The sequence below is a fragment of the Enterococcus sp. DIV0806c genome, from assembly GCF_051710905.1.
Lineage (GTDB): Bacteria > Bacillota > Bacilli > Lactobacillales > Enterococcaceae > Enterococcus_B > Enterococcus_B mundtii.
In genome coordinates, this window is record NZ_JBIOLO010000001.1 from 1,240,401 (window position 1) to 1,264,184 (window position 23,784).

The following is a 23,784-nucleotide window of genomic DNA, read 5'->3' on the forward strand; positions in this document are numbered from 1 at the left end:
TACTTTGATAATAGGTAATAAATTTTCTGATTACAGAGTAAAAACAATTGCGAACGAGCTAGAAAATTTACGAGTACCCGAAATTAAGAATATGAGGATGAGATTTTGTAATGACTTGACGTGTCTATTATTGAGTTCATGATCTTTATGCTAGTAAAGATCGCCTATTTTAATTTATTACTTGAATCGTTATTTTTAGTGGTACTGATTTTAAATTACTATTTGATCTGAAAGGAGAAAATTATGAATACACAACAAATTTTTAATTTCGAACAAAACGAAGTTCGAACAATCTTAGTAAATGACGAACCATATTTTGTAGGTAAAGACGTTGCAGAAGTCTTAGGATATAGCAACACTCAAAAAGCAATCCTAAATCATGTGGATGAAGAAGACAAGGGGGTAACGAAATGGGACACCCTTGGAGGAAAACAAAACATGACGATCATCAACGAATCAGGGCTATACAGCTTAATACTTAAATCCAAGCTGCCAAGTGCTAAAAAGTTCAAACGATGGGTAACGAGTGAAGTTCTACCAACAATTAGAAAGAACGGCGCATACCTAACCGATCAAAAAGCGTATGAGATTACACACAATCCAAACTCACTAGCAGATCTGTTGTTACAAGCAAGTGAACAACTAAAACAAAAAGATTTGGTTATCCAAGAAATGCAGCCTAAAGCATTATTCTCAGATGCAGTAAGAGGTAGCGTTAACTCATGTTTGATCAAAGAATTAGCCACGATTCTAAAACAAAACGGTATAAATATTGGGCAAAATCGTTTGTTCATTTGGTTAAGAGAGAATGGTTATCTTTGTCGAGACGGACGACGTAAGAATCAACCAACGCAACGTTCTATGGATTTAGGAATTATGGACGTGAGGGAGCATGTACGCACGAATTCTCAAGGTGAGTTAGTGACAAAGTTCACGCCTCTAGTTACTGGTAAAGGACAGCAATACTTTATAAATAAATTTTTGAATGAGGATGTATAGGAGGTAAGTTGATGACTTATACAGTACAACAAGAACATCAAATTCTCAATCTTATTAGGCTACGTAGAAAAGAATTACAAGATGATCGTGCAGCACTCAGAAAAGCCGATGAGCTTTCAGATAGACAAGCAGAGCTGATTGAGACTGAGCTTGAAGATTTACGCAAGTTAGAAATTAAAAATAGGGAGATAAGACTATGAAAAAGACAGACACGCTTTTTATCGGAGTCATTTTAGGTTTACTCGTACTAGTAGCACACTACAGCGTAGTGGGAGGAAGTATTTTCGCAAGTTTAATGGTTTTGATAAACCTATTAGATTCGAAAGAAAGGAGAACGTATGGATCGAAAAGAAGTTTTGAAGAAAGGAAAAATGATTGCTGATAGATGGTGGTATGACAATAAGTCAACTATCTTAAGTCAACAGGTAATCAACAAACAAAAGAAATGGCAGGAAATTAAATGAAATTAAGACAAAAAATAAAAGAGTATCTATTTTACAGACATGTTTTTAATTGTCCGGATTGGCGCTATACATTACGTTTTAACAATAATTTACTACAACAGTGTCATCCATGGGATGGACCGTATTGTCCAAAGTGTGGAGAAAAAATACAAAAAAGTGACTCCGCCTGCAAGCATAGAGTCACTAAAGAAAACGCATCTAAGGAGATGTTAACACATGGAAAAAGAACTTTCCACTCTAGATCAATATTTGACTGACCCTGATTGGGGAAAAATGAATATTAAAGGAACAAATAACCGAAAAATTAGACGAAATCTTTTGACGGATGAAGAACTAGCATGTGATCAAGATGATCTGGGGAATTTTGTGAGTATCTATGACCATGTCTATCTTATCCATCTATCAAAACATTCAAATAAACCAGAATATATCTACGTCATCGAAGATGGCTTGATTGATGCGCTTGAAGAGTACGAGAGGGGAAATTTGATCGATATCTCATACTACGGACAAGGGAAAAAATACATTGCTGAAATGGAGGAAGAATTCGATGAGTGAAGGAACGCAACGCAACGATAACAAATTATTCAATAGCCTATACAAGATAACCGTCAATGATGTGGTCGAAAAAAGAAATAAACTGACTTATCTATCTTGGGCATGGGCGTGGGCAGAAGTCAGCAAGATCTGTGAAGAGGTAGACTACGAAATCTATCGTGATCCAGAAACAAATCGTCCTTATCTCTTTGATGAAAAAACAGGGTACATGGTCTTTACCAGTATCACAGTCAATGGAGTAAAGCGTGATATGTGGCTGCCAGTGATGGACGGAGCAAACAAGGCAATGAAAGATGAGCCGTACACCTATGAAGTTAATGACTATCAATGGAATAACGAAACGAAGAAAAAAGAAATTGTTGGAAAAGTTAAAAAGAGAGTTGAAGCGGCAACTATGTTCGATATCAACAAGACAATCATGCGTTGTCTAGTAAAAAACCTCGCAATGTTCGGTCTTGGTTTATATATCTTTGCCGGTGAAGATATGCCAGAGGATGTTTCAATGCTAGAAGTTGCGAGTCAGCGAAGTAAAAAACTATTTTTGGATGCTTTACAGCTTATTGCTAATAAGTATGAAAAAACAATTGATGAAGCAATTGTTGCGTTGACTGATGCGGCTTCTATTACAGCGGATGATAGCAAATGGACTAAACGTGATCTAGGTGTTCTGAAACGAGGTGTTAACTGGTTAGAAGACCAATACAAAGAAGAAGTCAAAGAGAAGTGATATGAGTGTTTAAACCATTAATAGACTCTTATTCTGCGGTACTAAAGAAATTTAAAGGTAACGACATTGGTGCAACGATCAACGAAGAAGTAAACATCGAACGACTTAAAACGATGTACGAAGGTTATGAAGGCGATCGGATTATTGAAGTGCGTTTCATCGATCCACGTCGCTTCACAGCCCAGCAAAGAAATTTCATCTATGCGCTTATAGGCGATATCTTCATCGATACAGGCACACCAACTGACTTCTGGAAGGAATTCTTCTACTTTCGTTTTGAAGGTGTCACAGGTCGAAAAATAAGCCTCAAGGACGAATCGGATACAACTGTAAGTGACGTAAACACCCTAGCAAATATCATCTTAGATTTCATCTTTGAACATCATATTCCTTTTAAAGAAGGGTATGAAATCTTACCAGCGAATCAAGAATACTATTTCTATAAGTGTATTACGAAAAGAGTCTGTTGTATCTGTGGAAGAACAGGAGCTGACATTGATCACTTCGATAAAGCATTGGGTAGACGAAAACGTAAGAAAATTGATCATTCAGAATACACTTATGCAGGACTTTGTAGAATACACCACACAGAAAAACATCAACTAGGTGTGACTAATTTTAAAAATAAGTATCAAATCAAAGGGATTAAGTTAAATCAAGAAACGATCAAAAAGTTAAATATTGGAGGATAAAAAGTGGATCACAGAGGATATTACGCTATCATACCTGCAAATGTTAGATATGACGATTCATTGATACCTAGTGCAAAACTTCTTTATGGAGAAATCACAGCTTTGTGTAATGAAAAAGGTTATTGCTGGGCTAGTAATGAATACTTTGCCAATCAATACAAAGTAAGTAAGCCAACAATTCAGAATTGGCTAAAGTCACTTGAAGAAAAAGGCTATATTTACCGAGAAGTTAAATTTAAAGAGGGTAGTAAAGAAATCGAGGCTAGGTATATAAGAATTCTTGGTGGGGGTCACCAAGAAAATTTGGTGGGGGGTCACCAAGAAATCTATCAAGATAATAATACATCTATTAATAATACATTTAATAATACAAAAGAATATATAAGAGAGTTACCGCCTTCGAAAAAATCGAAGGCTAAGCCTATCCGTCATAAATACGGAGAGTATAAAAATGTTCTCTTGTCAGATGATCAAATGGAGAAACTCAAAACAGAATTCCCTAATGATTATCAAGAACGGATTGAACGGTTATCCGAGTATTGTGAATCAGCTGGTAAAACTTATAAAAACTACTTGGCCACTATTCGAAGCTGGGCAAGGAAAGAAAAAAGTGAGCCTAAGAAGAAAATGAATAATGGCTACAAGCGCACAGGGAGACGAGAGACGCTCCCAGAATGGGCAATCGACCAAGAAGCCTATCAAAAGAAAAAAGCGCTAGAACGATCAAATAAGCCCCGATGGGATGAAGCGTAAGGGGGAGAAGATTTGGATATTAATTTTGACTACTTAGGATTAATCAAAGAAATCGCTAAGTACAAAAAAGATGAGGAGTATGACATTTTAGGAATCGTACATGACCAACTGGTAGCAGTTAATCTCGAACAGATCAAAAATGATCGTAGATGTTGGGCGAAATTAAGACATTATTATGCTTTTTACATTGATCGTACAAAACTAAGGCAAACAGCTTATATGAAATTGCTTTTTTGGGAATGTATCAAAGGACTAAAAGCGCATTTAAAAGAACTAGAAAGACAAGGTCACTGTCATGGAGATTAATGAGTTGAAAGCCCAAGTGGAGCTAATGCACAAAGAAGCGATGAGGCAAAGCGCATCGTATGAAGACAAATGGTTAAATACATTTCACGGCGGACGTGAGAGCGCACTTGATCAAGTACTAAAAATAATAAAGGAGGCGCAGGATGAATGTTAGATATGCGAATAGAGGACTATCGGATCACAACTACAAGCGATTGCAAAAATATCGTTCTCTCACGTGTCGTACGTGATGAGTCTGAAAAGATCCAATATACCGAAAATGCTAAAGGCGAGCAAGAAGAAGCGACTTCCTTTATTGGCTACTATCAAACACTGACTATGTGTTTAAGAGCCATACAGCGTGACTACGTGATGAGAGAAGGTCGCGTGATAAAAAGTATTATCGAGTATAAAAAGGCACTTGAGCGTATCACCAGACAGTTTGAAGAGGTATGCACAATCGAAGGAGGATCGAATGAGTTTATCTAAGCAAGAAAAACGTTTATATCGAAAAAAGATGATGCAGATAATGAGAGGTCGATCCGTTGAGGATCTAACAGACGAGGAGCTTAAGAAGGTTCAGGTGATACGAGGTTTCATTGATTATGACACGATGGACGACTCACACCCTCTGCAAAAGATGAATTTTGAAACATTCACCTATGAAGATTATAAGAGACTACGAAAAACTGGTTACACTGTCAAAGCCATTAAAGAAGCACTTGGCGTTGGTGGTTCTGTTTGGGCCAAGTGGCGTGAACAAAATATTCCAGATGAAGAAAAAAATCAGTATATAAAAAGAAATCAAAAAAGGAAAAGAATCGCCGTATATCACGATGGAAAAATCTTAGTTCAGGGATTATGTGAAGATATCGGTCGGGAGCTAGGGTTGAAGCCCAGCACGATATATATGTATGCGAAAAGGGAAACGACAGACGTTAAGAAACGAACATTCAAATACTTGGAGGAAGAAAAATGAAAAAACTAATAATGTTAATTGTGACTATAGGTATGGTTTTTAGCTTATCAGCATGTCGTCAAGCTACGAAAGTGTCTCATAATGTAAGCCAAGAAGCAGATAACTTCAATGTAATTCGCCGTGTCGCTGTTATGAACACATTATCTAACACAGTAGAATTTGAGGTTATTGGAAGAATTTCGGTAAATACTAGTAACTCTGAAAAACTTGAGATACTAGTCGAAACGGAAGAAGGAGTTTATAAAAAGCATTTAATCAATATGACTCAGTTCAACATGTACGTGATAGAAGATCTTGTAGGCGCTGAAGTGAACCAATACAAATACGAAGTCAACTATATGCCTGAGAGCATTGTGCCTTTCACCATTACAGAAAATAAGTAGGAGGGACAGCAAATGATACCAAAGTTTCGAGCGTGGGATAAAGAAACACAAGTATTAATAAATGTTTTAGTTATCGATTGGCTTAATGAATTGGTGGATTTAGAAGGTGGACGAATTGACCGCCAATTTGATGAAGTTGAACTCATGCAATCCACAGGGCTGAAAGGATATATGGATGATTCATTCAATGATGACGGAGAGAAAGAAGTTTTTAAAGGCGATGTAATTGATATCTTTTGGGAGGAATATGTAGCAGGATTCTACCAAGAAAATCATTTGATGGGAGTTGTTGATTTAAATGAAACTGGAACAGCTTGGATAATTAACAAGGCTAAATATGATTATCACAATCCGCAGACAATACCAAACGAAATAGATGGAATGTCAATCTCAAGAAGTTTACCAACCGAAGATGATTTAGAAGAGGTATTCTTGCACGCATTCAATTTAACAGCTGATGATATAACTATTTTAGGCAATATATACGAGAATCCAGAGTTATTGGGGGACAGCAAATGAAACGAATATCGATCAGTAAAGCCATTCGTCGATTAAGAAGTTATCTATACGCATGCGCTACTAACGAAGAGCGAAAAGGCATAGAGAAAGCTATTACTATTTTGGAAAATATGGAGGAAGACAGCAGATGATACTGAAGTTTCGGGCATGGGATAAGAAAAACAAGACAATGCATGAAGTTGAATTAATAGATTTTATTGATAATATAGGCTATTTATCGATAGAAGACGGTAGAGGTGATTGGTACAGCTTTGAAGTCGATACCATACTCATGCAATCTACAGGACTGAAGGATAAGAACGGTGTAGACGTTTATCAAGGCGATATTATCAAATGTACTAGTGGTTGTCCTCATGAAGTCATTTGGTTAGAGGAGTATGGCGGGACGTTTATCGGTGGTATGCCAGCATGGTATCTTTCAGGACTAAATAATGGCTATTCTTGGACGGGCGAAGAAGAGGTAATCGGGAATATTTGGGAGAATAGTGATCTATTAGAGGAGTAGACGTAAGAAACCAGCCATTTAGACTGGTTTAGTTGTTACTTTTTAAAGCGATAGATTAGATATGCGATAAAAGTAACAACTGCGAGAAATAGGCCAATCAAATATCTAATAAAAATAGATAACGATTGGTCAAGTCCATAGTTAAAGATTTTAGATATAAAATAAAAAATCGGACTTGCAAAAAGAAACATTGTGTAACATTGAGCATTACATTTTGCAAATCTACAAATAACTAGGACGAAAAGAATAACTATCACCCAAAAGATAACCTTTGCAGTTATAAACAAATGAGCCACCCCCTAAATCCCCCACAAATTAACGCTAACACGTTAGAGATTTAGAGACGAATAATAAGATTGAAACTCAGATATATTCAAGCAAGTGAACAAAAACACACTGGTTGGTTTTTATGAAGGAGGAACAGCGATGAATTTAAAAATACTACAGAAGAAAAGTCTCGGTCGCGAGACTGAGGCAATGTTGTTATCTGTCGCAGATGGCGAAGCCTATCAAGTGAGCATTTGTATTACTAAACTTGAAAAGCCATACTACGCAAATCAGCTATATCGAATATTCGCTAATTTAGATGAAGCACAAGAATTTTACGAAGATTTATGCGAAATGAGGGAGCAAGATGAGTAAACAAGAAGTATTGCAAAAGATCGAAAAGTTAAGGACAGAACTTTTCGATCTAGCAACTGATCCGAAACAGACAATAGATGTCAGAAATATGGGGTATTGGATTTCCATAGGAGCGGCAGGTGCTATATCAATTGTCGAAGAACTAGATGGACCGCCGATTACAGATGAACAAGCTTGGAATAAGATCGCAGAGGCTTATCCGGATTCGCCTCAGTGTTTGAGAAATACTCTAGATAATGCTGTGTTTGGCAAAGCTAGCAAATCGCAGAAGCCAGTGGTGCCGCAGTTCGTGGCGGAATGGTTTGAGGAACGTAAAGGAGAGGCGTTAGAAAATAACTTATTTTATGAAATTGTGTATTTATTCAGCGAGCCTGATAAGAAGTTTACAGATTTCCAAGGCTGGTTATATGGCCATTCCTCCAAGTGTTTAAGCATCATTATTCGTATGAAAGACGGCTACGAGATAGAGAAAGAGCCGTTGTATTATGTGAAGTTGCCAGTTGCGTATCTTAATCATTGTGATTTAGAGACGTATCTAATGAAAGGTGATTGCGGAAATATAACAATTGCAGACAACAATGATTTTGATGATATGAAATTTACGGAATCAGAGATCAAAGCAATTGATGAAAGGTACTGGGCGTTTGCTGTGCCAGTGGAAGAGGTGTCAGAGAATCATGGAATGTAGAAAGAGACCAGCAATTGTAGAAGCAGTGCAGTTCAACTCTAGTTATTCGAAAAATTGGAAAGAGTGTCATGGTTTCATCGGTGGTTTTAGTGGCGAACGTAATTTTATTGATGAAACTTGGCGTGAAAAAAATAGAAGCGAAAGAACACCTTGGGTTTCCACAGATGATGGGATAAAACAACTTACTAATAGAGATTACATTGTAAAAGATGAGTTTGGGAACTTCCATATATATAAACCAGATGTATTTGAAAAAATGTATGAGGTGGTAGAAGGATGAGCAAGGCGTTGAAATGGCTAGAAGCAGAAGCAGATAGACTTGAAAAAGAGTGTAATGAAAACGATGACCCATTTAGAACAGTAAATCATAGTTTTTTAGACGGCTTCAATTATGCATTGGCAAATATTCAGTTGTCCGAAGAAATAGAACTCAATGAAAATCAAAAAATCGTGTTTGATTTTCTAAAAAATGAATTCAAAAGAGATGATCTTCAATATACGTTGTGGAGTTTCACAGAAGATATCTATGAAAGATTAGAAATAGGCGTTAGCTTGTTACCTCATGCAGAAGCATGGGACAAACTGAAAGAAAAACAAAAATTCGAAGTCCTAACTGTATTCGCTCAATGGGGATTGGAACAGGGGGAGAATCCCAATGGAATCAATTGAATTTTTAAAAGGATTACAGCAGAAGTATAAGCGAGGATGGTATAGAAAAGGAAACACTCATAGATTTTTATTGGCAATAGATCCTAGGGGAATGTTGCTCTATCAAACGAAAACAGCAGTGAAAAAGAACCCTAATCAAATTACAGGAGTTCATCCAGATTTTGATAAGTGGTTTGAAAAAGCTGAATATGTTGGGTTGAAGTTGGAGGAGGAAGAGTGATGAATCATATTGTGACTATCATATTTCTAGTATCATTCTTATTCCCGAGCATACGTTGCTATGACAAAAGTGGTAAAAATCGTTTCATGGCTGATGGAATACTAATATGTTTAATCAATTGTTATCTAGATAGTCGTGACAGGGAATGATTCGACGAAATAGCAGAAAGCGAGGAAGTACATGAGAATTGCATTCCATTTTCTTGATTTAACCGATCAATCATTTAAGAAAGTCTATTTTCGTGAATGGAATGGTCGAAACCCTGTATTTTGCGCTAGCAGGAAATTTGCTAAAGAATACTGGTCAGAAAAACTAGCAAATGAAGATATCAAAAAACTAAATAGAGCAGAATCGCCAAGAGCAAGGACTTTGGCGGTTAGATTGGAGGCCTGAATCATGAAAGTCGGAGAACTTAAAGTATTCCTAAAAGAATATCCAGACAATATGGATGTAGCAGTAATTGATTCTGATGGAACAATAGTATCCGCAACAATTGTCGAAGACGGCGATTCAGAATTAGATAATCCATATGGATTTTTAGTAGTGTGTTCTGCAATCGAAGAAGAAAGCGAGGAATGGATGTGAGTGAAATGAATGACTTCAGAGATTACGTTGAGGAACAACAGCATCTTTGCTATGGTGTAGAACTCGGAGGAACACCAGCAGTTGTAGGGAGTTTAGCAAGGCAATATGACTTTTTGCTTGAGACCATTGATACGTATCAAGAAATTAATCAACCGCAACTCAACGATAATCAGCAAAGCTTAATCATCTGGATGCAAGAAAACGAATGTGAAACGAATGATCCGCTAGAGTCGATATCAGATTTGTTTTTGAATGGCACACCAAGTAAGTATTTCCTTGATTTACCATTAAGTTGTTTGGAAGCAGCTTACCAAAGTTTAAACAATCAACAAAAAATGGAATTGGTAAGTGAGTATTTAAAACAGTATTCGGAACAGGAGGAGTAGGAATGGAAAAATATAAAAGTTTAATTATATGGAATAAAGACGGATCAACAATGAAATTTGAGAAAGTAACCAATTTTCGAGATGAATGGCAAAAAGAACAAATTTCTTTTGAATATTTTGGTGTTAGCACCCAAGTCCGTCGGAAGGCAGTATTCTACACTAATAATATTGCTGGCTATGCGTTAGAGCAGGAGGAAATCAAATGAAAGTAAATGAAGCTTTAGACTTATTAGAAGACATGCCAGGAGAAGCAATGTTGTATTTTTGGGTAATTTCAAATGGTAAAAAGTGTTTAATGACTCCATCGAAATTCAAATTAAATCCCGATGGTGATGGAGTTGGAATTGAAAGCGAGATAGTTATTGCGATGGATGCGGAGGAGACGTAATGAAACTAAAAGACGGATTTTACACTGATACTTATGGAATTGGTGGCTTGATGATGGATCTACCAACTAAAAATCCTATTAAGCAAGTGGAATCCGAAATTAAAGTCGGCGATATGGTTCGTTGCAAAGCGGAAGAGTTCATTTATCCAATTAGAGGGTATGTAGAACGTGTGTACAATCATTCAGCAGTTATTCGTATTGAGAATACGATGGACTGTGACAAAGAACTAGCGAAGAGCAAAGCGAATATTGCGGTTACTCGATTAGTGGATATGGAAGTTCTACGATAAATACAATATATAGTATGCGAAAATATGTTCCTACAATATATCGTGGATAAAGCTGTGGATACTGTGGATAACAAAAAAACCAACCCTTTCGGTTGGCTAATTACTTTCTTCTGTAAATGATTAAAAGAACAATTATGTAGAAGATAGATGTGATTATTAAACCTATTAAATAGAAATTGAACAAGTAAATAGGATCTGATAATGAATGATATACAATTTTTAAGATAAAGAAAATCGAAGGTAAAGAAGATAGAAGAACTATGGTGTCATATTTTTTCCAATTATGGAAGAATAGGAAAACAACAATAAAAATAAAAAAAGGAATCAAAAACAAAAACATACTCAAATTTATCAAACAACTCACTCCTGTTCCCCCACGATAAAGATAATAGCATTTTCCTTTTTTAGAAGAATGAAATTATAAGGATAAAACAGGAAAATATTTCAAATAAAACTTTGAAAAGATTTGTAAGCAAAAAAAGCCGGATTCCTCCGACTTTAATTAATAATTCTGACACAATTATTATATCATAAATGGAGGAATCAATGGATGGTACTTTTCGATGTAAAGAAGTATGAGACACCAGAGGCAAAAGATGTGGATATGGATCGCACAAAACATAATGTTGGTGTTTTTCTTTCAGCATATCTGTCAGCTAGATGTAGGATAGGTCAACCTCGGGAGCCTAAAGTAACAGCATCTTACTCCTTGGTTCCACCTTCTACAGCAAATAATACATTTGAAGCAGAACGAATGGTGATTGAAAAAGAGGAAGCGCAAGAAGAATTTGAGTATTTGCATAAACTGTTCATTCGTGGTTATTCCGCGATTCAGCATCCGCATAAACCTGATGTAACGGAAAGACGGAAAAAGATATTCTATGATCGTTATATCTACGGTATGTCGATTTATGTAACTGCTCAAAGAAATAATACGAGCGAGGAATCTGTAAAAGTAGAATCGAACAAAATCATCATTCAATTTGCTTCTTCCTTAGAACTGGTTGCTTTTAAGTAGCCAGTTTTTACACTTTTACTACCCATTTACTACCCAAATGCTTTCCTTTTTATACCTTTTTTATACCAATCAACTACCTAGAAAATGATTTATTATGATAGTGTCGAAAGATTAGGAAACAGGACATCGACAAAAAACTATTTGAAGGGAGGAAATCTCCCTCATCGTTGTATTTAAGCTTCGATAGACAGCAGCAAATAAACTAAAGGATGTGGGGTTCAGCTCCTACAGTTAGTTCATATGTTGTTGTCTATTTAAATTAAATCGTTAGTAAACAGACAACAGTTACAAGCAATTCGAAAACATTTCATTTTCTATATGATTGTCATTTTATCTTTTATATTAGAAAAATTAATTAATAATATTTTTTAATTTTGTAGTTATCTTTTATTTGAAAAAATGATTATTCATGATAGAATAAATAGAACATATGTTCGGTATAGACGTATACCTTTTAATTAAAAATAAGGGGGTTGAAAAGAATGGGGATTTGGCGTCTTCCGTTTGATGGCGTATTAAAACCGTATGAAGAAGGACAGCAATTTGGTCAAACTTCTTATCCCCGTGGACGAGGATATTTCCACGATGGTTATGACTTCGGTTCGGCAAAGTACTCCGGTAATTTTAAAGCAGTAAATGACGGGACAGTTATTTATGCGGGATATTATGGTTCAGGGATAGGATATGCAATCGTATTACAAATCGCCGATTACCAAGTAATGTACCAAGAGTTTGGTAGTACTTATTTTGTAAAAGTTGGTGATAAAGTAACTGCAGGACAGCCTTTAGGAACATTGACTAGTACTCACCTACATTTAGGTATTACGAAAAAGAACTGGCAAACTGCTCTTTCAAGCTGGGATATCGATGATGGAACATGGTTAAATCCAATTCCAATTTTAACGTCTGGTGATTCAACAGATGAAGGTTCGAAAAATAATGATAAAGGAATGATGAAAATGTTCGCATATAAGTTAGAAGGTAGACCAGAAGTTTATGGTGTATGGGGGAATAAAGTTTTCCATTTGACTACTCAGGAAATGTACAATGATTTTCAAAATATTGTTCTTGATCAAACTGGTAAGCCATGTAAAACATATAGTTGGAAATTACCTAATAATCAATCGACTGTAGATTTGATCGGTCTGATGGCTGAAAAGGCAAATCTATAATTATAATCCAAATTTTAGAGACCACTTTCTGAGTGGTCTTTTTATTTTGCACTGAAAGGGGGAACGATAATGTATAGACCACAATACTTAGAACAGAAGTATGAAGTAATCACTGTTTATGGTGGTAGCGACAGGATAGTCTGGGAGCATAGAAGACCATTAAAAACTGATACATATAAACGAAAGGAAAGTAATGAAGTTATTCCCTTTCGCAAAAGGAGAAAGGTCAAATGAGAAATTTTTGGTATGTGTCACTGTCAAATGTCTATCCATATCCGAGTGTAGATGATCCGGTTAGAGTCGTCCAGTCAGTTCAAATCAAAAAGAAGTACTCCATCGTTGAAATGACTAGAGAAGCTACACCGAAAGAAATTGATAAGTGCAAACTTGTTTATTGTGGTCATGGTTATTGGAAAGATGATTATATCCAACAAAATATATGGAGGTATTTATCATGAAGAATTTTTATGAAGCGGTTTTAAAAACTAATGTAAGCAAAGAGCTATCAAAAGCTTATAAGAAAGCATTGGAAATTGAGAATGGGCGTAAGTGGGTAGAAAATCCAATTACTATAAATGGAAAAACTACCACTAACGTGAAACCAGTTTGGGGTGGCTGTTATGCGAATGTAGATATCACAGAAAGCAAAGAAGAAGGTAAAGCGGAATTGATCCTCACTTTAGTATCAAGGACTCTGCCGAATTTAAAAGAGGCTGTCAAAAGCTATGAGCGAGATGGATTCGAAGTTATTCAGACTAATTACTAATTTTCAAACCACATGAATTTGGAAATAGTCATTAAGAAAAAGGCTTTTAGAAAGAAGGTGAGATTGCATGACAAAAAATGACAAATACAAACCTACTCCAGCTGAGAAAAAACTATTAGAAGTCTTATTAAATGCTGAAAATGTTGGCAAGTCTGTTCAAGAGTTATGTAATCTCGCTGGTGTAAGTAGAAATAAGTATTATGATGCGATGAAGAAACAAGAATTTGTTGATTTGGTAAATAAGACGACAATGGATCTTATTAAGGGGAAGGCTGCTAATGTCTTGAATGCGGCATATAACTTCGCGCTTACTGAAAAAGGTCACCAAGACAGAAAAATGATTCTTACAATAGCTGGTATCTATGCTGAGAAACAAGAAACTAAGATTACTGGTGATATGAAAGTCAGCAATCCATTTGCTAATCTTTCCGAAGAAGAATTGCGGAAGTTGGCGAGTCGTGATGGATAAAATCGCTTTAGGCGCCAAACTTGAGTTAGCAAAACGATATTTCTTTGATTATTGCCACTTGATTATGCCATCGTTTTATAAGCTAGACAGAGATTATCTTGTTTCTATATGCGGAGAGTTTCAGTCATTCCTTAATGACGATGAACACGATGTGCTTGTGCTTAATATGCCGCCTAGACACGGTAAGTCCTTAACACTTGGACGGTTTGTTGAATGGGTATTAGGGAATGATCATAGCAAGAAAATCATGACCGGCTCATATAACGAAACACTATCAACAGTGTTTTCCAAGAATGTGAGAAATACAATTCAAGAAGTAAAAGCCGATAAAGATATGATAGTTTACTCCGATATTTTTGATGCGAGAATCAAATATGGTGATGGAGCTATGAATCTTTGGAGTTTGGAAGATGGATACAATAACTATTTGGCTACATCGCCCACAGGTACGGCTACTGGTTTTGGTGCAGATATCATCATCATTGATGACGTTATCAAGAATGCGGATGAAGCTAACAATGCTGCGGTTTTGGATAAGCACTGGGAATGGTTTGTAAACACTATGCTATCCCGTCTTGAGAGCAAAGGTAAAATCATTATTAACATGACTAGATGGCATAGCAATGATTTGGCAGGTAGAGCGTTAAAGGAATTGCCACTTAGCGGGTATAAGGTTAAGCATATTAACTTTCAAGCGTATGATGAAAAAAACGATCGGATGCTTTGCGAAGATGTTCTTTCTTATGAGGATTACCTGCGTAAAGTTAAAACGATGGGTGCGGACATCGCTAGCGCCAACTACCAACAAGAGCCTATCGATATTAAAGGGAGATTGTACGGTGAGTTCAAGACTTATAGCAATAGATCCGCCTATAAGAAGATTTGGCATTATTGCGATACTGCGGATACTGGCAAGGACTACCTTTGTTCGATCGTTTGGGGAGAAACGCTAGATGGCTATCAGGACGTTTTAGACGTCATCTATACTCAACAGCCAATGGAATACACAGAGAGTGCAGTTGCAAATCAGTTGATTAACTTCAAAGTGAATACATCACGTATCGAGCGCAACAACGGCGGTCGGTCTTTTGCTCGTTCTGTAAGAGAGAAAGTAAAAGGAAAATGTGCAACTGCTATTTCCGACTTCTTTCAAAGCACCAATAAAGAAGCGAGAATCTATTCCAATAGCCACTGGATTGAACAATATGTACGAATGCCTAGTGACTGGAGAACAAGATTTCCTGATTACTATAAGGCGATGACTACTTATCAGAAAGAAGGAAAGAACAAACATGATGATGCTCCAGATGCTACAACAGGCATCGCCGAAACAATGAACACGAACACAACAGAAAAAATAGATGTCATGAAGACAATCGACACATTTAAAAAACTAGGATTGTAGAGGTGATACAGTGGGACAGAATATTCAGCTTTTAAGTGGCAAGCGATTTGATGATGAAGCGAACCTTATTTATAAAGTGCCGGTTAACCAATTACCGAAAAGAGAGATGCTGAATCAGCGTACTGGCGAAGTCGAACAGGTAATTGACTTTGAAAATGAAGACGTTTGGAAGATGATCGTTGAGTTCATCAAACACCATCGAGCCAAACAAGTGCCAAGGTTGCAGGAACTGAAACGCTATATGTTAGGAGACAACAACATCAATTATCGTCCGAACAAACCAGAAGGCAGATCGGACAATCGTATAGCAAGTGGCTTTGCAGATTTTATCGTCTCATTTAAGTTAGGCGTATTGCTAGGGAACCCATTGAAATATAGTGGGAACCAGGCGATTGCAGAAAAAATCAACACATTTGCTAGTCAATCGAATGAAGACTACCACAATCAGTTGGTGGGTCGAGATATGATTGGATTAGGTAGAGCGTATGAATGGATTGGGCGTGATGAGTACGGTAAGGAAACACTAGCTAAGTTTGACGCAGAACAAACATTCGTCATCTATGACAACACCAAAGATCGCAACTCATTATGCGGAGTTCATTACTATAAAGAAAAGTACCTAGATGAGTCGTGGACACGAGTTGAACTATATACAAACAGCGGATTCAATTATTATCTCATCGCAGAAAATGATGACTTAGAACATGTCAAAATTGAAGATGGTGAAAGTATTGAAAGTTACTTCGATTCGGTTCAAGTTAATGAATGGATCAACAACGAAGAACGTTTGAGCGACTTTGAGCGTGTACTAGATTCTATTGATGCCTATGATCTTTCACGTTCAGAGATGGCCAACTTCCAACAAGATTCATCAGAAGCTTACTTGGTGATTAAAGGAAACCCTGATACTGCAGATGATGAACAAGGTGAGAACAGCAAGTTAGATGTACTCCAAGCTATGATGCGAGCGAGAATGCTTGTTTTAGGCGATAAGAAGATATATGACGGTAATGTAGCAGGCGCTGAACCTGATGCGTATTATCTAAAGAAAGAGTATGACGTTGCCGGAATGGAAGCTAACGATAGTCGTACGGTTGCAGATATCCTTCGCTTCACATCTCTTATTGACTTTACAGATGAGAACATAGGGTCCAACCAGTCAGGCATCGGATTCCGTTTCAAGGGTTGGGGGTCAGACAACGATCGCAAGAATAAAGAGCGTATGGTCAAGAAAGCTATTATGCGCCGTCTACGATTGCTCACTCACTCATGGAGCATCAAAGATGAATTGAATAAACCTCAAGGCTTGATTGATACAGTCAAAGCCTTTTTTGTTTCTGATGAACAGCAACAAGAGCAACTATACAACAAAGTGAACGAAATCCAAATTCAATTTACACCGAATGTTCCGCAATCAGATGAAGAAATCATGAAAGTTATTGCAGGAATGGTTGGCATCGTATCAGATCAAACGTTGTGCGAAATGGCTGAACGATTGACTGGTGTTCCGTTTGAAGAAGAACTGAAACGATTGAAGGAACAAGCTGGTTCTGGTGTGTTTGATAGTGATAAAGAAACTGATGCGGAGGTTGAAGAAGATGAATCTCAAAGAACAGATGATGAATGAGTACCAAAAAGAAGATATTGAAAAGCTTAAAGAAGATACTGAAACACTTAAAGAGGCTATCGCTGCAACGATGAAAATTGGAAAAACTGAGATGCATTATAGAGCAGATCAAATCAGTGATGAGATTCGAAAAGAATTTCAAGAGGGTGGTTTTACTGTTGAAGACTATTCCGATGTACACTCAGAAAAAGCGGGTTTAAAGCTAGTTAGATTTGCTTGGTAAGGAGTGATTAAGTGAAATCACAAGATTACTTCATTAAGCGTGAAAAAGCTTGGCAAGAACAGCAGATTAAAGATGATAAGAAACGTATGAATGAGATTAAGAAACGCCTACAATACGCTCAGGATGCGATACAGAAAGAGATAGAGGCACAGTGGGACAGTTTTTCCAATGGACAGAAAATCACTCGTAGCGAAGCGATGAAGCGAGCTAACGAAATGGATGTAAAAGCATTTGCTCGAAAGGCTAAGAAGTATGTTAAAGAGAAAGACTTCTCACATACAGCAAACAAGGAATTGAAGCTATACAACCTTACGATGCGTGTCAATCGATTGGAATTGCTAAAGGCGAATATTGGACTTGAGCTGATAGCCACGTTTAACGACATGGATAAGTATTTTTCAGGGGAGCTTACCAGCGCTGGGATGAAAGAATTGCAACGCCAAGCAGGCATCCTAGAAATGACGATTGCTAAAAGTGGTTATGCCAAATTAGTGGAGCAAGTGATAAACAGTTCATTTCGAGCGGATGGATTTGCAACGTTTAGTGAACGGCTATGGATGTATCAAGCAGAATTAAAAGCAGATTTGGATAAGCTGCTTGTTCGAAGTGTGACGATGGGGCGTAATCCAAAGCAGTTAGCGCCAGAATTAAGCAAGTTCCTTACAGAAGAAGGACGAGAGAATACTAAGTTCAATACGCAACGTTTGATGGTAACCGAAACAACAAGAGTTCAAAGTGGTGTGCAGAAGGAAAGTTATCTCGATGCGGATATCGAGAAATATGGATGGGTAACAGAGCCAAACGCTTGTCGGCTATGTAAAAGCATTGCTGCGGGAGGTCCGTATTTAGTAAGCGAAATGGAAATCGGCGTAAACATGATGCCTGTTCATCCTTTCGATCGTTGTTCGACTTATCCAATCGTTGATCGTGCTGTTTTTGAGAAGTCGTTGAAGGAAAGAGGGTTATAGCACATGTGTTATATACATTGGAGCGAAGACGGCAAGACCTGTATTTTTTGTGGAGAACCTACACCAGAGAAGACAAAGAAAAAAGCGATGAATCAAAGGGAAGGGGAGTATAAAATGCATTTGGTCAAATTAAATAATGGGCTTTACATTGACGATAAAAGAATTGATTATTTAACAGATGTAGATATCAAGTCTAATGTAGATAACTTATCAGAGGTGACAATCAAGCTAATTTGTAAAGTTGATGGATTAGATAACATAGTCAATCCTAACCCATATATGTTCGAAGCGAAAGAACCTAAGAAACCTTACAAACCAAGTAGAAAATACCGAAGTCATTAGACGGAAGGAGTAACGAAATGGATAAAAAAACTTATTGTTTAAAAATAAAATTTAAGATCCCTTTTCATCGGTATCTTTTTAAATTTAAATTTCAAAGTCTTTTTAACATGAATCTAGCAACAAGGACGTTAGAATGGTTCAGTTCAGATTTTAAAGAAAACCAGAGTAAGTATGTGAAAGTAGTTCAATCTAAGCCTTAGTCTTCTAGTCAAAGTTTTTTTATTATCGGGGGCTTTGGTAGGTGACAGGCGGCACCTAGGTTCGATTCCTAGCGTTCTCGCCCATGTACACCAGAGATAACCGCCTAATTTTTTGAATATCAGGAAAAAATATATAATTTTAGATTAATTAAAGCCTTAGTTTGTTAACTAAAGGCTTTTTATTATGACCGAGAGGAGATGTGAATATGGAAAACGAAGAAGCAATTGTTAGAGCCGTCGCAAGCTTAAATCATATTCTACAAAACGAAAAAGTGCTAAGAGTATCCCTTGAAACTGATAGCGAATGGGAAGACGATATCAAATCGTTTGATATCAGCGTGAAATTTTTACCTTCAGACGGTGTAGGGGAACAATAACATCTTTTTATTATGCCCTCTACTGCTCGGGGCAATATAAATTGAGCTGTTCCGGCTGACTGGCGTAACTAGTTAAATTATCGGGTAGCGGCGTAACCGTGGAGGACTAAATCATGAAGAAAAAACGTTTATTAATGCCTATGAACCTACAATACTTTGCTGGAGAAGATGGCAATGACGGTGGCGATCAAGGTGCTGCTGATTCTGGACAAGGTCAGCACAAAGAAAATACCGACAATGATAATCAAGATGGAAAAAAAGAAGAAACTGGCAAAACATTTTCTCGTGACGATGTAGCAAAAATGATCGCTGCTGAAACAAAGAAGGCAGTCACTGCTGCTGAAGAAAAATGGCGTGCTGAAAAAGACGAAGCTGCAAAACTTGCCGAAATGGACGACAAGGAAAAAGCAGATTACGAGAAGCAACAACTTGAAGCAAAGTTGGCTGAGTACGAACGTAAAGAAGTGCTATCCAAGATGTCTGAACAAGCAAGTGAGATGCTGTCTGAGAAAGGCGCTAAGCCTACGAAAGAAATGCTTCGACTGATTGTGTCGGAAGACGCTGAAACTACGTCAAGCAACGTGAAGACGTATTTAGCATCTGTTGAAGCAGAACGTGAAGCAATCAAAGCGGAATACGAGCGCAAACTAGGTGGTCGAGTACCTTTAGATGGCGGAACCGGCGGATCGGTACAAGGTGAATACGGCAAGCAATTGGCGAAAAAAGCGACAGTGGAAACGCCAAAGCAAACTTATTTTAAAAATTAGGAGGAACTAACAAATGGAAAAACGAATTTTTGGTTCAAAAAATCAAATTTTAGCTGATGTAAGCAACTACAAGAGCTTATCAGTAGTAGTTGGAGCAACAGGTGTAACAGCAACAAACGGACAGGGTAAAAAGTATATCCCAGCTGGTACGCCAGTAGGCGGTGGCGACCCATTCGCTAACGAACAAGCAGTTGTGACGGTAACCAACACCGCAGAAGCAGCTGAAGGCACTAAAGGCGTGCTATTGCATGACGTCGTATTCGATGTAGACGCTACAACTGCCAACGGTACATTACTATACTTCGGTACGGTCAATGAATTCCGTTTAGAAGATACTTTAACAATTGTTGATGAAGCAAAAGCAGCGTTGGATGGCAAAGTTTACTTTGTTAAACGCAACAAATAAGGGGGAACCGAAGAATGAAAGTGAAAATCCACAAAGAAACATTGATGAAAATGAATTTACAGTACTTTGCAGCGCTTAACATCTTTGATCTAGTTCAGGCGCCAAACATTGCCACTTATTGGGCAGAACGAGTAAATGAGCAACAACCATACCTTGGTGAAGAGTTGTTCCCTGCTGATAAACAACTAGGCATGAAGTTGTCTTGGTTGAAAGGTAAGACTGGCTCTCCAGTAGCGTTGCGTCCTTCTGGATTAGATGCTGATGTTATTCCACGTGGACGTGCCGGATTTGAAGAATTGATTCAAAAAATGATTTTCTTCAAAGAATCTTACTACATTGATGAAGAGTTGCGCCAAGAGTTGAATATGATCAACCAGACAAATAACCCAGCGTATCGTGATGTAGTTGTAAATCGTGTATTTGATGATATTACAGACTTGTTGCGTGGTGCTGCAGTACGTCGTGAGATTATGCGTATGCAACTATTGACCACTGGAGCAATCACAATCCAAGAAAATGGACAAGATCATGTAATCAAATATGACTTACCTGAAAACCACAAGGGAAATGCTGATGTTGCATGGAGTGATGTGGCGAATGCTGATCCAGTAGAAGATATTGAAAAAGCTATTTCTGTATTAAAAGAAGAAGGTGTGAATCCGGCTCGTGCCATTTTAAACAGCAAGACTTTCCGCTATTTACGTCAAAATGCAGCAATCAAAGCGACTATTTTAGGGAACAACGCCAATGCTCAAGCGGCTAAATTATCGAAGCAAGCTTTGTTGGATTACATTTCAGAAGAGTTTAACTTAGAGATCGTTATTTACGATAAAGTGTACACTGATTCAAATGGCACGAATAAATTTATCCCAGATAATACGTTTGTTTTATTGCCAGCTCAAACATTGGGCAAAACATGGTTTGGTACTACTCCAGAAGAGTCCGACTTGATGTCTAGTCCGAATGTAGCAAATGTATCAGTTGTCGATACTGGTGTAGCTGTTACGACTATGAAGAAAGCTGATCCAGTAAATGTTGAGACAAAAGTTTCTATGATCTCTCTTCCTTCTTTTGAGCAAGCAAATGCTGTGTACATTCTTGAAACAATTCCAGAAGGGTGAGGTGATTTTGTATGGCCAAGTATAAAGTAGTTAAAGTTTTCAAAGACGTTCACACGAAAGAAACTTACAGATTGGACCAAGAAGTTGATTTGACGAAAGAGCGATTTGAGGAAATCGAGAAGAATCTTGAAGCTTCTGGCGGTGGATTCTTGGTACCGATTGAAACTGAGGATAAACAAGAAAAGAAATCAACGAAATCATCTAATAAGAAAGGTTAGTCACTTGACTAGCCTTTTTATTGTTGAAAGGAGGCAGTCATGAACGAAACCTTAGAAGAAGTGAAACGGTCGCTCGAAGTTGATAACGAAGAATTGGATGAGCAACTTGCTGACTTTATCAAGCGAATTTCAAGTCAGTTATGTGTGCGTTTGGGCTTCTTAGAGAGTGTTCCTGCAACTTTAAACTATATCGTAGTTGAATGTACGATCAAGCGATTTAACCGCAAAGGTAATGAAGGTATGAGCTCATATGGGCAAGAAGGTGAGTCAATCTCTTACGGAAAGCTTTTAGATGAGTTTGAAGATGATATATCAGCATACAAAGAGAAGCAAAGAGAGAATAGCATTCCTCGTAGAGGGGTGGCTAGGTTCTTATGAGATATGACACAGAAGTAACTTTTGTTATCGAAAAAGGTGGCTATTATGATCCTGAATTGGGCGAACATCTCGAACCGACATTAGCAAAAACAGTGAAACTTGCTAATGTTACTGATTTAGGAACTGATCGATCAAAGACTTTGTTTGGAGATATCAGACAAGGAGCTAAAGTCATTCGCTTGCTTAGACCTTATACAAAAGAATGGGATTACGTTTTAATCTTCAACAAGCTAAGAAGAAAAACGGAGAAATTCGAGATTATCACTGAGCGTAACCTTCGCTTGAAAAATACTTTTATTGTTCAGGAGGTGGCTTTTGGTGGTTAGGAAGAATGTATCTCTTAAAGGTGTTAGCGAGCTAACTAAAAAACTAAAGGCTAATACGAATTTAAAAGATGTAAAGCAGGTTGTTAAGCAGAACACAGCGGAATTGACACAAGGAGCGCAGCGTAAAGCGCCAGTTGATACCGGTAACTTGAGACGATCGATCAACATGGATTTGAGTGATGGTGGTTTAACAGGAAAGGTGAAGCCAACCGCTGATTATGCACCTTATCTGGAATACGGCACAAGGTTTCAGTCGGCTCAACCATTCATGCGACCAGCTTTCAATAAACAGAAGGCGAAGTTTAAATCAGATATGAATAAGTTGGTGGAGTAGATGAAGACAAGGGAACAATCGATCTTTGATGAAATGTTCAAACGCTCACTTGCGTTGGGTTACCCGACCTATGATTACAAGCCAGCAAGCTCTGCAAGCTATCCTTTTGTTGAATTCGAAGATACTCAAACGCTTCACTCTACTACCAAATCTCATGTCTTGGGAAATGTCGTGATTGTCATTTCTGTATGGGGTTTGCACACAAAGCGAAAACAGGTGTCTGAGGTGGCTTCTGCTTTGTTTGAACAAGCGATGCAAGTAAATACATCTGACGTTTATTCTTGGACGTTAGACACCAACGCAAGCGACATACAGACAGTAACAGATACAAGCACAAACACACCGCTCAAACGAGCGATTATTGAATTGAATTTTAGGTTAATAGGAGGAATTTAAATGGCATTAAAAAAAGGTATTGACGTCATTTTGGTCTATCGGGATTTTGAAAAACAAGCTGAAGAAGCTGCCAAAACTGTCACTTATCAAACCGAGCATACATTTGGTATGTCACGCAGTACAGATGCTACTGAAACTAAAGATGGCACTGCACAGACTGTAGGGGCAATTGAATATGATTTCAGTTCTACTGCTTTGTATGAACGTGGTAGCAAAACACTCAAAATGCTTTACGATGCGTTTATGAATAACAAATTAGTAGAAGCGTGGATCATCGACAAACTCGAACCACAAGAAGGAGACACAGGGAAATTTGCAGCTAAGTATATGCAAGTCTACATCTCAAGCTATGAAGAAACGGCTTCTGCTGAAGATAATGTAGAAGTTTCATTGGAATACGCTGTGCAAATGATCCATCAAGATGGTTATGCAACACTAACGACCGAACAACAAAATGAAGTTCAGTATGCATTTACAGACACAACCAAACAAACACCAGAAGGCTAGGCACTCTTAATTGAGTGCTTTTATTTTTAGGA

At 37.6% G+C, this 23,784-nt stretch carries 45 protein-coding genes; all 45 read left to right on the plus strand.

What is annotated here, in order from left to right; genetic code table 11:
* Positions 1 to 243 precede the first annotated feature (243 nt).
* Positions 244 to 999 (plus strand): BRO family protein, encoded by a 756-nt coding sequence (locus IGK77_RS05895; protein ID WP_438713059.1) that lies wholly within the window; start codon positions 244 to 246, stop codon positions 997 to 999.
* A gap of 11 nt (positions 1,000 to 1,010) precedes the next feature.
* Positions 1,011 to 1,199 carry a hypothetical protein gene (locus tag IGK77_RS05900; RefSeq protein WP_438713061.1) on the plus strand — a complete coding sequence of 63 codons (189 nt, stop codon included), beginning with the start codon at positions 1,011 to 1,013 and terminating at the stop codon, positions 1,197 to 1,199.
* Between the two features lie 138 nt (positions 1,200 to 1,337).
* Entirely contained in the window at positions 1,338 to 1,463 is a 126-nt protein-coding gene (locus IGK77_RS05905; protein ID WP_276528488.1) for a hypothetical protein, read from the plus strand.
* Between the two features lie 216 nt (positions 1,464 to 1,679).
* Positions 1,680 to 2,021, plus strand: a complete 342-nt coding sequence (locus IGK77_RS05910; protein WP_137072225.1) for a hypothetical protein — start codon at positions 1,680 to 1,682, stop codon at positions 2,019 to 2,021.
* Positions 2,014 to 2,748, plus strand: coding sequence for a DUF1071 domain-containing protein (locus tag IGK77_RS05915; RefSeq protein ID WP_438713062.1), 735 nt, complete (start codon positions 2,014 to 2,016; stop codon positions 2,746 to 2,748). The genes IGK77_RS05910 and IGK77_RS05915 overlap by 8 nt, the downstream gene beginning before the upstream one ends.
* A gap of 5 nt (positions 2,749 to 2,753) precedes the next feature.
* Positions 2,754 to 3,440, plus strand: a complete 687-nt coding sequence (locus IGK77_RS05920) for a putative HNHc nuclease (protein ID WP_438713063.1) — start codon at positions 2,754 to 2,756, stop codon at positions 3,438 to 3,440.
* A 3-nt stretch (positions 3,441 to 3,443) separates the two neighbouring features.
* Complete coding sequence (locus IGK77_RS05925; RefSeq protein ID WP_438713064.1) at positions 3,444 to 4,193, plus strand: helix-turn-helix domain-containing protein; 750 nt, start codon at positions 3,444 to 3,446, stop codon at positions 4,191 to 4,193.
* A 12-nt stretch (positions 4,194 to 4,205) separates the two neighbouring features.
* Positions 4,206 to 4,499, plus strand: a complete 294-nt coding sequence (locus IGK77_RS05930; RefSeq protein WP_438713065.1) for a hypothetical protein — start codon at positions 4,206 to 4,208, stop codon at positions 4,497 to 4,499.
* A gap of 147 nt (positions 4,500 to 4,646) precedes the next feature.
* Positions 4,647 to 4,967 carry a hypothetical protein gene (locus IGK77_RS05935; protein WP_438713066.1) on the plus strand — a complete coding sequence of 107 codons (321 nt, stop codon included), beginning with the start codon at positions 4,647 to 4,649 and terminating at the stop codon, positions 4,965 to 4,967.
* Positions 4,954 to 5,457, plus strand: coding sequence for a hypothetical protein (locus tag IGK77_RS05940; protein ID WP_176285272.1), 504 nt, complete (start codon positions 4,954 to 4,956; stop codon positions 5,455 to 5,457). The genes IGK77_RS05935 and IGK77_RS05940 overlap by 14 nt, the downstream gene beginning before the upstream one ends.
* Positions 5,454 to 5,840, plus strand: a complete 387-nt coding sequence (locus tag IGK77_RS05945) for a hypothetical protein (RefSeq protein WP_301357463.1) — start codon at positions 5,454 to 5,456, stop codon at positions 5,838 to 5,840. The genes IGK77_RS05940 and IGK77_RS05945 overlap by 4 nt, the downstream gene beginning before the upstream one ends.
* Positions 5,841 to 5,852: 12 nt before the next feature.
* On the plus strand, positions 5,853 to 6,359 hold the full coding sequence (locus tag IGK77_RS05950) for a hypothetical protein (RefSeq protein WP_438713067.1): 507 nt from the start codon (positions 5,853 to 5,855) through the stop codon (positions 6,357 to 6,359).
* Positions 6,356 to 6,490, plus strand: a complete 135-nt coding sequence (locus IGK77_RS05955; protein ID WP_438713068.1) for a hypothetical protein — start codon at positions 6,356 to 6,358, stop codon at positions 6,488 to 6,490. The genes IGK77_RS05950 and IGK77_RS05955 overlap by 4 nt, the downstream gene beginning before the upstream one ends.
* Positions 6,487 to 6,864 (plus strand): YopX family protein, encoded by a 378-nt coding sequence (locus IGK77_RS05960; protein WP_071866025.1) that lies wholly within the window; start codon positions 6,487 to 6,489, stop codon positions 6,862 to 6,864. Before IGK77_RS05955 ends, IGK77_RS05960 begins: the two co-directional genes overlap by 4 nt.
* 426 nt (positions 6,865 to 7,290) lie before the next feature.
* Complete coding sequence (locus tag IGK77_RS05965) at positions 7,291 to 7,506, plus strand: hypothetical protein (RefSeq protein ID WP_438713069.1); 216 nt, start codon at positions 7,291 to 7,293, stop codon at positions 7,504 to 7,506.
* Positions 7,499 to 8,194 carry a DUF1642 domain-containing protein gene (locus IGK77_RS05970; RefSeq protein WP_438713070.1) on the plus strand — a complete coding sequence of 232 codons (696 nt, stop codon included), beginning with the start codon at positions 7,499 to 7,501 and terminating at the stop codon, positions 8,192 to 8,194. Before IGK77_RS05965 ends, IGK77_RS05970 begins: the two co-directional genes overlap by 8 nt.
* Positions 8,184 to 8,474, plus strand: a complete 291-nt coding sequence (locus IGK77_RS05975; RefSeq protein WP_438713071.1) for a hypothetical protein — start codon at positions 8,184 to 8,186, stop codon at positions 8,472 to 8,474. Before IGK77_RS05970 ends, IGK77_RS05975 begins: the two co-directional genes overlap by 11 nt.
* Positions 8,471 to 8,863 carry a hypothetical protein gene (locus tag IGK77_RS05980; protein WP_438713072.1) on the plus strand — a complete coding sequence of 131 codons (393 nt, stop codon included), beginning with the start codon at positions 8,471 to 8,473 and terminating at the stop codon, positions 8,861 to 8,863. Before IGK77_RS05975 ends, IGK77_RS05980 begins: the two co-directional genes overlap by 4 nt.
* Positions 8,850 to 9,083: a hypothetical protein gene (locus IGK77_RS05985; protein ID WP_438713073.1), complete on the plus strand. Its 234-nt coding sequence runs from the start codon at positions 8,850 to 8,852 to the stop codon at positions 9,081 to 9,083. Before IGK77_RS05980 ends, IGK77_RS05985 begins: the two co-directional genes overlap by 14 nt.
* Before the next feature lie 180 nt (positions 9,084 to 9,263).
* Entirely contained in the window at positions 9,264 to 9,476 is a 213-nt protein-coding gene (locus IGK77_RS05990) for a hypothetical protein (RefSeq protein ID WP_301360220.1), read from the plus strand.
* A 3-nt stretch (positions 9,477 to 9,479) separates the two neighbouring features.
* On the plus strand, positions 9,480 to 9,668 hold the full coding sequence (locus IGK77_RS05995) for a hypothetical protein (RefSeq protein ID WP_238046381.1): 189 nt from the start codon (positions 9,480 to 9,482) through the stop codon (positions 9,666 to 9,668).
* A 5-nt stretch (positions 9,669 to 9,673) separates the two neighbouring features.
* Entirely contained in the window at positions 9,674 to 10,054 is a 381-nt protein-coding gene (locus IGK77_RS06000; protein ID WP_438713074.1) for a hypothetical protein, read from the plus strand.
* Positions 10,055 to 10,056: 2 nt separating this feature from the next.
* Entirely contained in the window at positions 10,057 to 10,260 is a 204-nt protein-coding gene (locus IGK77_RS06005) for a hypothetical protein (protein ID WP_108173730.1), read from the plus strand.
* Positions 10,257 to 10,442 carry a hypothetical protein gene (locus IGK77_RS06010; protein WP_077152181.1) on the plus strand — a complete coding sequence of 62 codons (186 nt, stop codon included), beginning with the start codon at positions 10,257 to 10,259 and terminating at the stop codon, positions 10,440 to 10,442. The genes IGK77_RS06005 and IGK77_RS06010 overlap by 4 nt, the downstream gene beginning before the upstream one ends.
* Positions 10,442 to 10,732 carry a hypothetical protein gene (locus IGK77_RS06015; protein WP_108173731.1) on the plus strand — a complete coding sequence of 97 codons (291 nt, stop codon included), beginning with the start codon at positions 10,442 to 10,444 and terminating at the stop codon, positions 10,730 to 10,732. Before IGK77_RS06010 ends, IGK77_RS06015 begins: the two co-directional genes overlap by 1 nt.
* A 550-nt stretch (positions 10,733 to 11,282) precedes the next feature.
* Positions 11,283 to 11,750, plus strand: a complete 468-nt coding sequence (locus IGK77_RS06020) for an ArpU family phage packaging/lysis transcriptional regulator (RefSeq protein ID WP_108173819.1) — start codon at positions 11,283 to 11,285, stop codon at positions 11,748 to 11,750.
* Positions 11,751 to 12,232: 482 nt separating this feature from the next.
* The gene (locus tag IGK77_RS06025) at positions 12,233 to 12,922 is read left to right on the plus strand and encodes a M23 family metallopeptidase (RefSeq protein ID WP_438713075.1); all 690 of its coding nucleotides are present in this window, start codon (positions 12,233 to 12,235) and stop codon (positions 12,920 to 12,922) included.
* A gap of 230 nt (positions 12,923 to 13,152) precedes the next feature.
* A complete protein-coding gene (locus tag IGK77_RS06030; protein ID WP_438713076.1) occupies positions 13,153 to 13,380 on the plus strand; it encodes a hypothetical protein in 228 nt (75 codons plus the stop codon).
* Positions 13,377 to 13,688, plus strand: a complete 312-nt coding sequence (locus tag IGK77_RS06035; RefSeq protein ID WP_438713077.1) for a hypothetical protein — start codon at positions 13,377 to 13,379, stop codon at positions 13,686 to 13,688. Before IGK77_RS06030 ends, IGK77_RS06035 begins: the two co-directional genes overlap by 4 nt.
* A gap of 67 nt (positions 13,689 to 13,755) precedes the next feature.
* Entirely contained in the window at positions 13,756 to 14,157 is a 402-nt protein-coding gene (locus tag IGK77_RS06040; protein WP_086334541.1) for a phBC6A51 family helix-turn-helix protein, read from the plus strand.
* A complete protein-coding gene (gene terL / locus IGK77_RS06045; protein WP_438713078.1) occupies positions 14,150 to 15,562 on the plus strand; it encodes a phage terminase large subunit in 1,413 nt (470 codons plus the stop codon). Before IGK77_RS06040 ends, terL begins: the two co-directional genes overlap by 8 nt.
* Before the next feature lie 10 nt (positions 15,563 to 15,572).
* Positions 15,573 to 17,189, plus strand: coding sequence for a phage portal protein (locus IGK77_RS06050; RefSeq protein WP_438713079.1), 1,617 nt, complete (start codon positions 15,573 to 15,575; stop codon positions 17,187 to 17,189).
* The gene (locus tag IGK77_RS06055; RefSeq protein ID WP_438713080.1) at positions 17,161 to 17,412 is read left to right on the plus strand and encodes a hypothetical protein; all 252 of its coding nucleotides are present in this window, start codon (positions 17,161 to 17,163) and stop codon (positions 17,410 to 17,412) included. The genes IGK77_RS06050 and IGK77_RS06055 overlap by 29 nt, the downstream gene beginning before the upstream one ends.
* Before the next feature lie 11 nt (positions 17,413 to 17,423).
* Complete coding sequence (locus IGK77_RS06060) at positions 17,424 to 18,380, plus strand: minor capsid protein (protein ID WP_438713081.1); 957 nt, start codon at positions 17,424 to 17,426, stop codon at positions 18,378 to 18,380.
* A 3-nt stretch (positions 18,381 to 18,383) separates the two neighbouring features.
* A complete protein-coding gene (locus IGK77_RS06065) occupies positions 18,384 to 18,722 on the plus strand; it encodes a hypothetical protein (RefSeq protein WP_438713083.1) in 339 nt (112 codons plus the stop codon).
* A 406-nt stretch (positions 18,723 to 19,128) separates the two neighbouring features.
* Positions 19,129 to 19,299 (plus strand): hypothetical protein, encoded by a 171-nt coding sequence (locus tag IGK77_RS06070; RefSeq protein WP_438713084.1) that lies wholly within the window; start codon positions 19,129 to 19,131, stop codon positions 19,297 to 19,299.
* Between the two features lie 113 nt (positions 19,300 to 19,412).
* Positions 19,413 to 20,066: a DUF4355 domain-containing protein gene (locus IGK77_RS06075; RefSeq protein ID WP_438713085.1), complete on the plus strand. Its 654-nt coding sequence runs from the start codon at positions 19,413 to 19,415 to the stop codon at positions 20,064 to 20,066.
* 13 nt (positions 20,067 to 20,079) lie between these two features.
* Positions 20,080 to 20,472, plus strand: a complete 393-nt coding sequence (locus IGK77_RS06080) for a hypothetical protein (RefSeq protein ID WP_438713086.1) — start codon at positions 20,080 to 20,082, stop codon at positions 20,470 to 20,472.
* Positions 20,473 to 20,486: 14 nt separating this feature from the next.
* Positions 20,487 to 21,593 carry a major capsid protein gene (locus tag IGK77_RS06085; protein ID WP_438713087.1) on the plus strand — a complete coding sequence of 369 codons (1,107 nt, stop codon included), beginning with the start codon at positions 20,487 to 20,489 and terminating at the stop codon, positions 21,591 to 21,593.
* Positions 21,594 to 21,604: 11 nt separating this feature from the next.
* Positions 21,605 to 21,811: a hypothetical protein gene (locus tag IGK77_RS06090; protein WP_438713088.1), complete on the plus strand. Its 207-nt coding sequence runs from the start codon at positions 21,605 to 21,607 to the stop codon at positions 21,809 to 21,811.
* Between the two features lie 39 nt (positions 21,812 to 21,850).
* A complete protein-coding gene (locus tag IGK77_RS06095; RefSeq protein ID WP_438713089.1) occupies positions 21,851 to 22,189 on the plus strand; it encodes a phage head-tail connector protein in 339 nt (112 codons plus the stop codon).
* The gene (locus IGK77_RS06100; RefSeq protein ID WP_438713090.1) at positions 22,186 to 22,515 is read left to right on the plus strand and encodes a hypothetical protein; all 330 of its coding nucleotides are present in this window, start codon (positions 22,186 to 22,188) and stop codon (positions 22,513 to 22,515) included. Before IGK77_RS06095 ends, IGK77_RS06100 begins: the two co-directional genes overlap by 4 nt.
* Entirely contained in the window at positions 22,508 to 22,849 is a 342-nt protein-coding gene (locus tag IGK77_RS06105; protein ID WP_438713232.1) for an HK97-gp10 family putative phage morphogenesis protein, read from the plus strand. The genes IGK77_RS06100 and IGK77_RS06105 overlap by 8 nt, the downstream gene beginning before the upstream one ends.
* The gene (locus IGK77_RS06110; protein WP_438713091.1) at positions 22,850 to 23,245 is read left to right on the plus strand and encodes a phage capsid protein; all 396 of its coding nucleotides are present in this window, start codon (positions 22,850 to 22,852) and stop codon (positions 23,243 to 23,245) included.
* Entirely contained in the window at positions 23,246 to 23,752 is a 507-nt protein-coding gene (locus IGK77_RS06115) for a phage major tail protein, TP901-1 family (protein ID WP_438713092.1), read from the plus strand.
* The last annotated feature ends 32 nt before the right edge of the window (positions 23,753 to 23,784 follow it).

Bases quoted from the DNA above. Each gene is read 5' to 3' on its own strand.
- IGK77_RS05965 (WP_438713069.1), top strand. From the start codon at position 7,291: ATGAATTTAAAAATACTACAGAAGAAAAGTCTCGGTCGCGAGACTGAG.
- IGK77_RS05945 (WP_301357463.1), top strand. From the start codon at position 5,454: ATGAAAAAACTAATAATGTTAATTGTGACTATAGGTATGGTTTTTAGC.
- IGK77_RS05990 (WP_301360220.1), top strand. From the start codon at position 9,264: ATGAGAATTGCATTCCATTTTCTTGATTTAACCGATCAATCATTTAAG.
- IGK77_RS05940 (WP_176285272.1), top strand. From the start codon at position 4,954: ATGAGTTTATCTAAGCAAGAAAAACGTTTATATCGAAAAAAGATGATG.
- IGK77_RS06075 (WP_438713085.1), top strand. From the start codon at position 19,413: ATGAAGAAAAAACGTTTATTAATGCCTATGAACCTACAATACTTTGCT.
- IGK77_RS06055 (WP_438713080.1), top strand. From the start codon at position 17,161: ATGAATCTCAAAGAACAGATGATGAATGAGTACCAAAAAGAAGATATT.
- IGK77_RS05975 (WP_438713071.1), top strand. From the start codon at position 8,184: ATGGAATGTAGAAAGAGACCAGCAATTGTAGAAGCAGTGCAGTTCAAC.
- IGK77_RS06020 (WP_108173819.1), top strand. From the start codon at position 11,283: ATGGTACTTTTCGATGTAAAGAAGTATGAGACACCAGAGGCAAAAGAT.
- IGK77_RS06095 (WP_438713089.1), top strand. From the start codon at position 21,851: ATGAACGAAACCTTAGAAGAAGTGAAACGGTCGCTCGAAGTTGATAAC.
- IGK77_RS06115 (WP_438713092.1), top strand. From the start codon at position 23,246: ATGGCATTAAAAAAAGGTATTGACGTCATTTTGGTCTATCGGGATTTT.
- IGK77_RS06080 (WP_438713086.1), top strand. From the start codon at position 20,080: ATGGAAAAACGAATTTTTGGTTCAAAAAATCAAATTTTAGCTGATGTA.
- IGK77_RS06065 (WP_438713083.1), top strand. From the start codon at position 18,384: ATGTGTTATATACATTGGAGCGAAGACGGCAAGACCTGTATTTTTTGT.
- IGK77_RS05955 (WP_438713068.1), top strand. From the start codon at position 6,356: ATGAAACGAATATCGATCAGTAAAGCCATTCGTCGATTAAGAAGTTAT.
- IGK77_RS06070 (WP_438713084.1), top strand. From the start codon at position 19,129: ATGGAAAACGAAGAAGCAATTGTTAGAGCCGTCGCAAGCTTAAATCAT.
- IGK77_RS05935 (WP_438713066.1), top strand. From the start codon at position 4,647: ATGTTAGATATGCGAATAGAGGACTATCGGATCACAACTACAAGCGAT.
- IGK77_RS05905 (WP_276528488.1), top strand. From the start codon at position 1,338: ATGGATCGAAAAGAAGTTTTGAAGAAAGGAAAAATGATTGCTGATAGA.
- IGK77_RS06035 (WP_438713077.1), top strand. From the start codon at position 13,377: ATGAAGAATTTTTATGAAGCGGTTTTAAAAACTAATGTAAGCAAAGAG.
- IGK77_RS05980 (WP_438713072.1), top strand. From the start codon at position 8,471: ATGAGCAAGGCGTTGAAATGGCTAGAAGCAGAAGCAGATAGACTTGAA.
- IGK77_RS05910 (WP_137072225.1), top strand. From the start codon at position 1,680: ATGGAAAAAGAACTTTCCACTCTAGATCAATATTTGACTGACCCTGAT.
- IGK77_RS05985 (WP_438713073.1), top strand. From the start codon at position 8,850: ATGGAATCAATTGAATTTTTAAAAGGATTACAGCAGAAGTATAAGCGA.
- IGK77_RS05895 (WP_438713059.1), top strand. From the start codon at position 244: ATGAATACACAACAAATTTTTAATTTCGAACAAAACGAAGTTCGAACA.
- IGK77_RS05970 (WP_438713070.1), top strand. From the start codon at position 7,499: ATGAGTAAACAAGAAGTATTGCAAAAGATCGAAAAGTTAAGGACAGAA.
- terL (WP_438713078.1), top strand. From the start codon at position 14,150: ATGGATAAAATCGCTTTAGGCGCCAAACTTGAGTTAGCAAAACGATAT.
- IGK77_RS06090 (WP_438713088.1), top strand. From the start codon at position 21,605: ATGGCCAAGTATAAAGTAGTTAAAGTTTTCAAAGACGTTCACACGAAA.
- IGK77_RS06040 (WP_086334541.1), top strand. From the start codon at position 13,756: ATGACAAAAAATGACAAATACAAACCTACTCCAGCTGAGAAAAAACTA.
- IGK77_RS06015 (WP_108173731.1), top strand. From the start codon at position 10,442: ATGAAACTAAAAGACGGATTTTACACTGATACTTATGGAATTGGTGGC.
- IGK77_RS05950 (WP_438713067.1), top strand. From the start codon at position 5,853: ATGATACCAAAGTTTCGAGCGTGGGATAAAGAAACACAAGTATTAATA.
- IGK77_RS05995 (WP_238046381.1), top strand. From the start codon at position 9,480: ATGAAAGTCGGAGAACTTAAAGTATTCCTAAAAGAATATCCAGACAAT.
- IGK77_RS06005 (WP_108173730.1), top strand. From the start codon at position 10,057: ATGGAAAAATATAAAAGTTTAATTATATGGAATAAAGACGGATCAACA.
- IGK77_RS06085 (WP_438713087.1), top strand. From the start codon at position 20,487: ATGAAAGTGAAAATCCACAAAGAAACATTGATGAAAATGAATTTACAG.
- IGK77_RS05915 (WP_438713062.1), top strand. From the start codon at position 2,014: ATGAGTGAAGGAACGCAACGCAACGATAACAAATTATTCAATAGCCTA.
- IGK77_RS06100 (WP_438713090.1), top strand. From the start codon at position 22,186: ATGAGATATGACACAGAAGTAACTTTTGTTATCGAAAAAGGTGGCTAT.
- IGK77_RS05960 (WP_071866025.1), top strand. From the start codon at position 6,487: ATGATACTGAAGTTTCGGGCATGGGATAAGAAAAACAAGACAATGCAT.
- IGK77_RS05900 (WP_438713061.1), top strand. From the start codon at position 1,011: ATGACTTATACAGTACAACAAGAACATCAAATTCTCAATCTTATTAGG.
- IGK77_RS06010 (WP_077152181.1), top strand. From the start codon at position 10,257: ATGAAAGTAAATGAAGCTTTAGACTTATTAGAAGACATGCCAGGAGAA.
- IGK77_RS06000 (WP_438713074.1), top strand. From the start codon at position 9,674: ATGAATGACTTCAGAGATTACGTTGAGGAACAACAGCATCTTTGCTAT.
- IGK77_RS06110 (WP_438713091.1), top strand. From the start codon at position 22,850: ATGAAGACAAGGGAACAATCGATCTTTGATGAAATGTTCAAACGCTCA.
- IGK77_RS06030 (WP_438713076.1), top strand. From the start codon at position 13,153: ATGAGAAATTTTTGGTATGTGTCACTGTCAAATGTCTATCCATATCCG.
- IGK77_RS06025 (WP_438713075.1), top strand. From the start codon at position 12,233: ATGGGGATTTGGCGTCTTCCGTTTGATGGCGTATTAAAACCGTATGAA.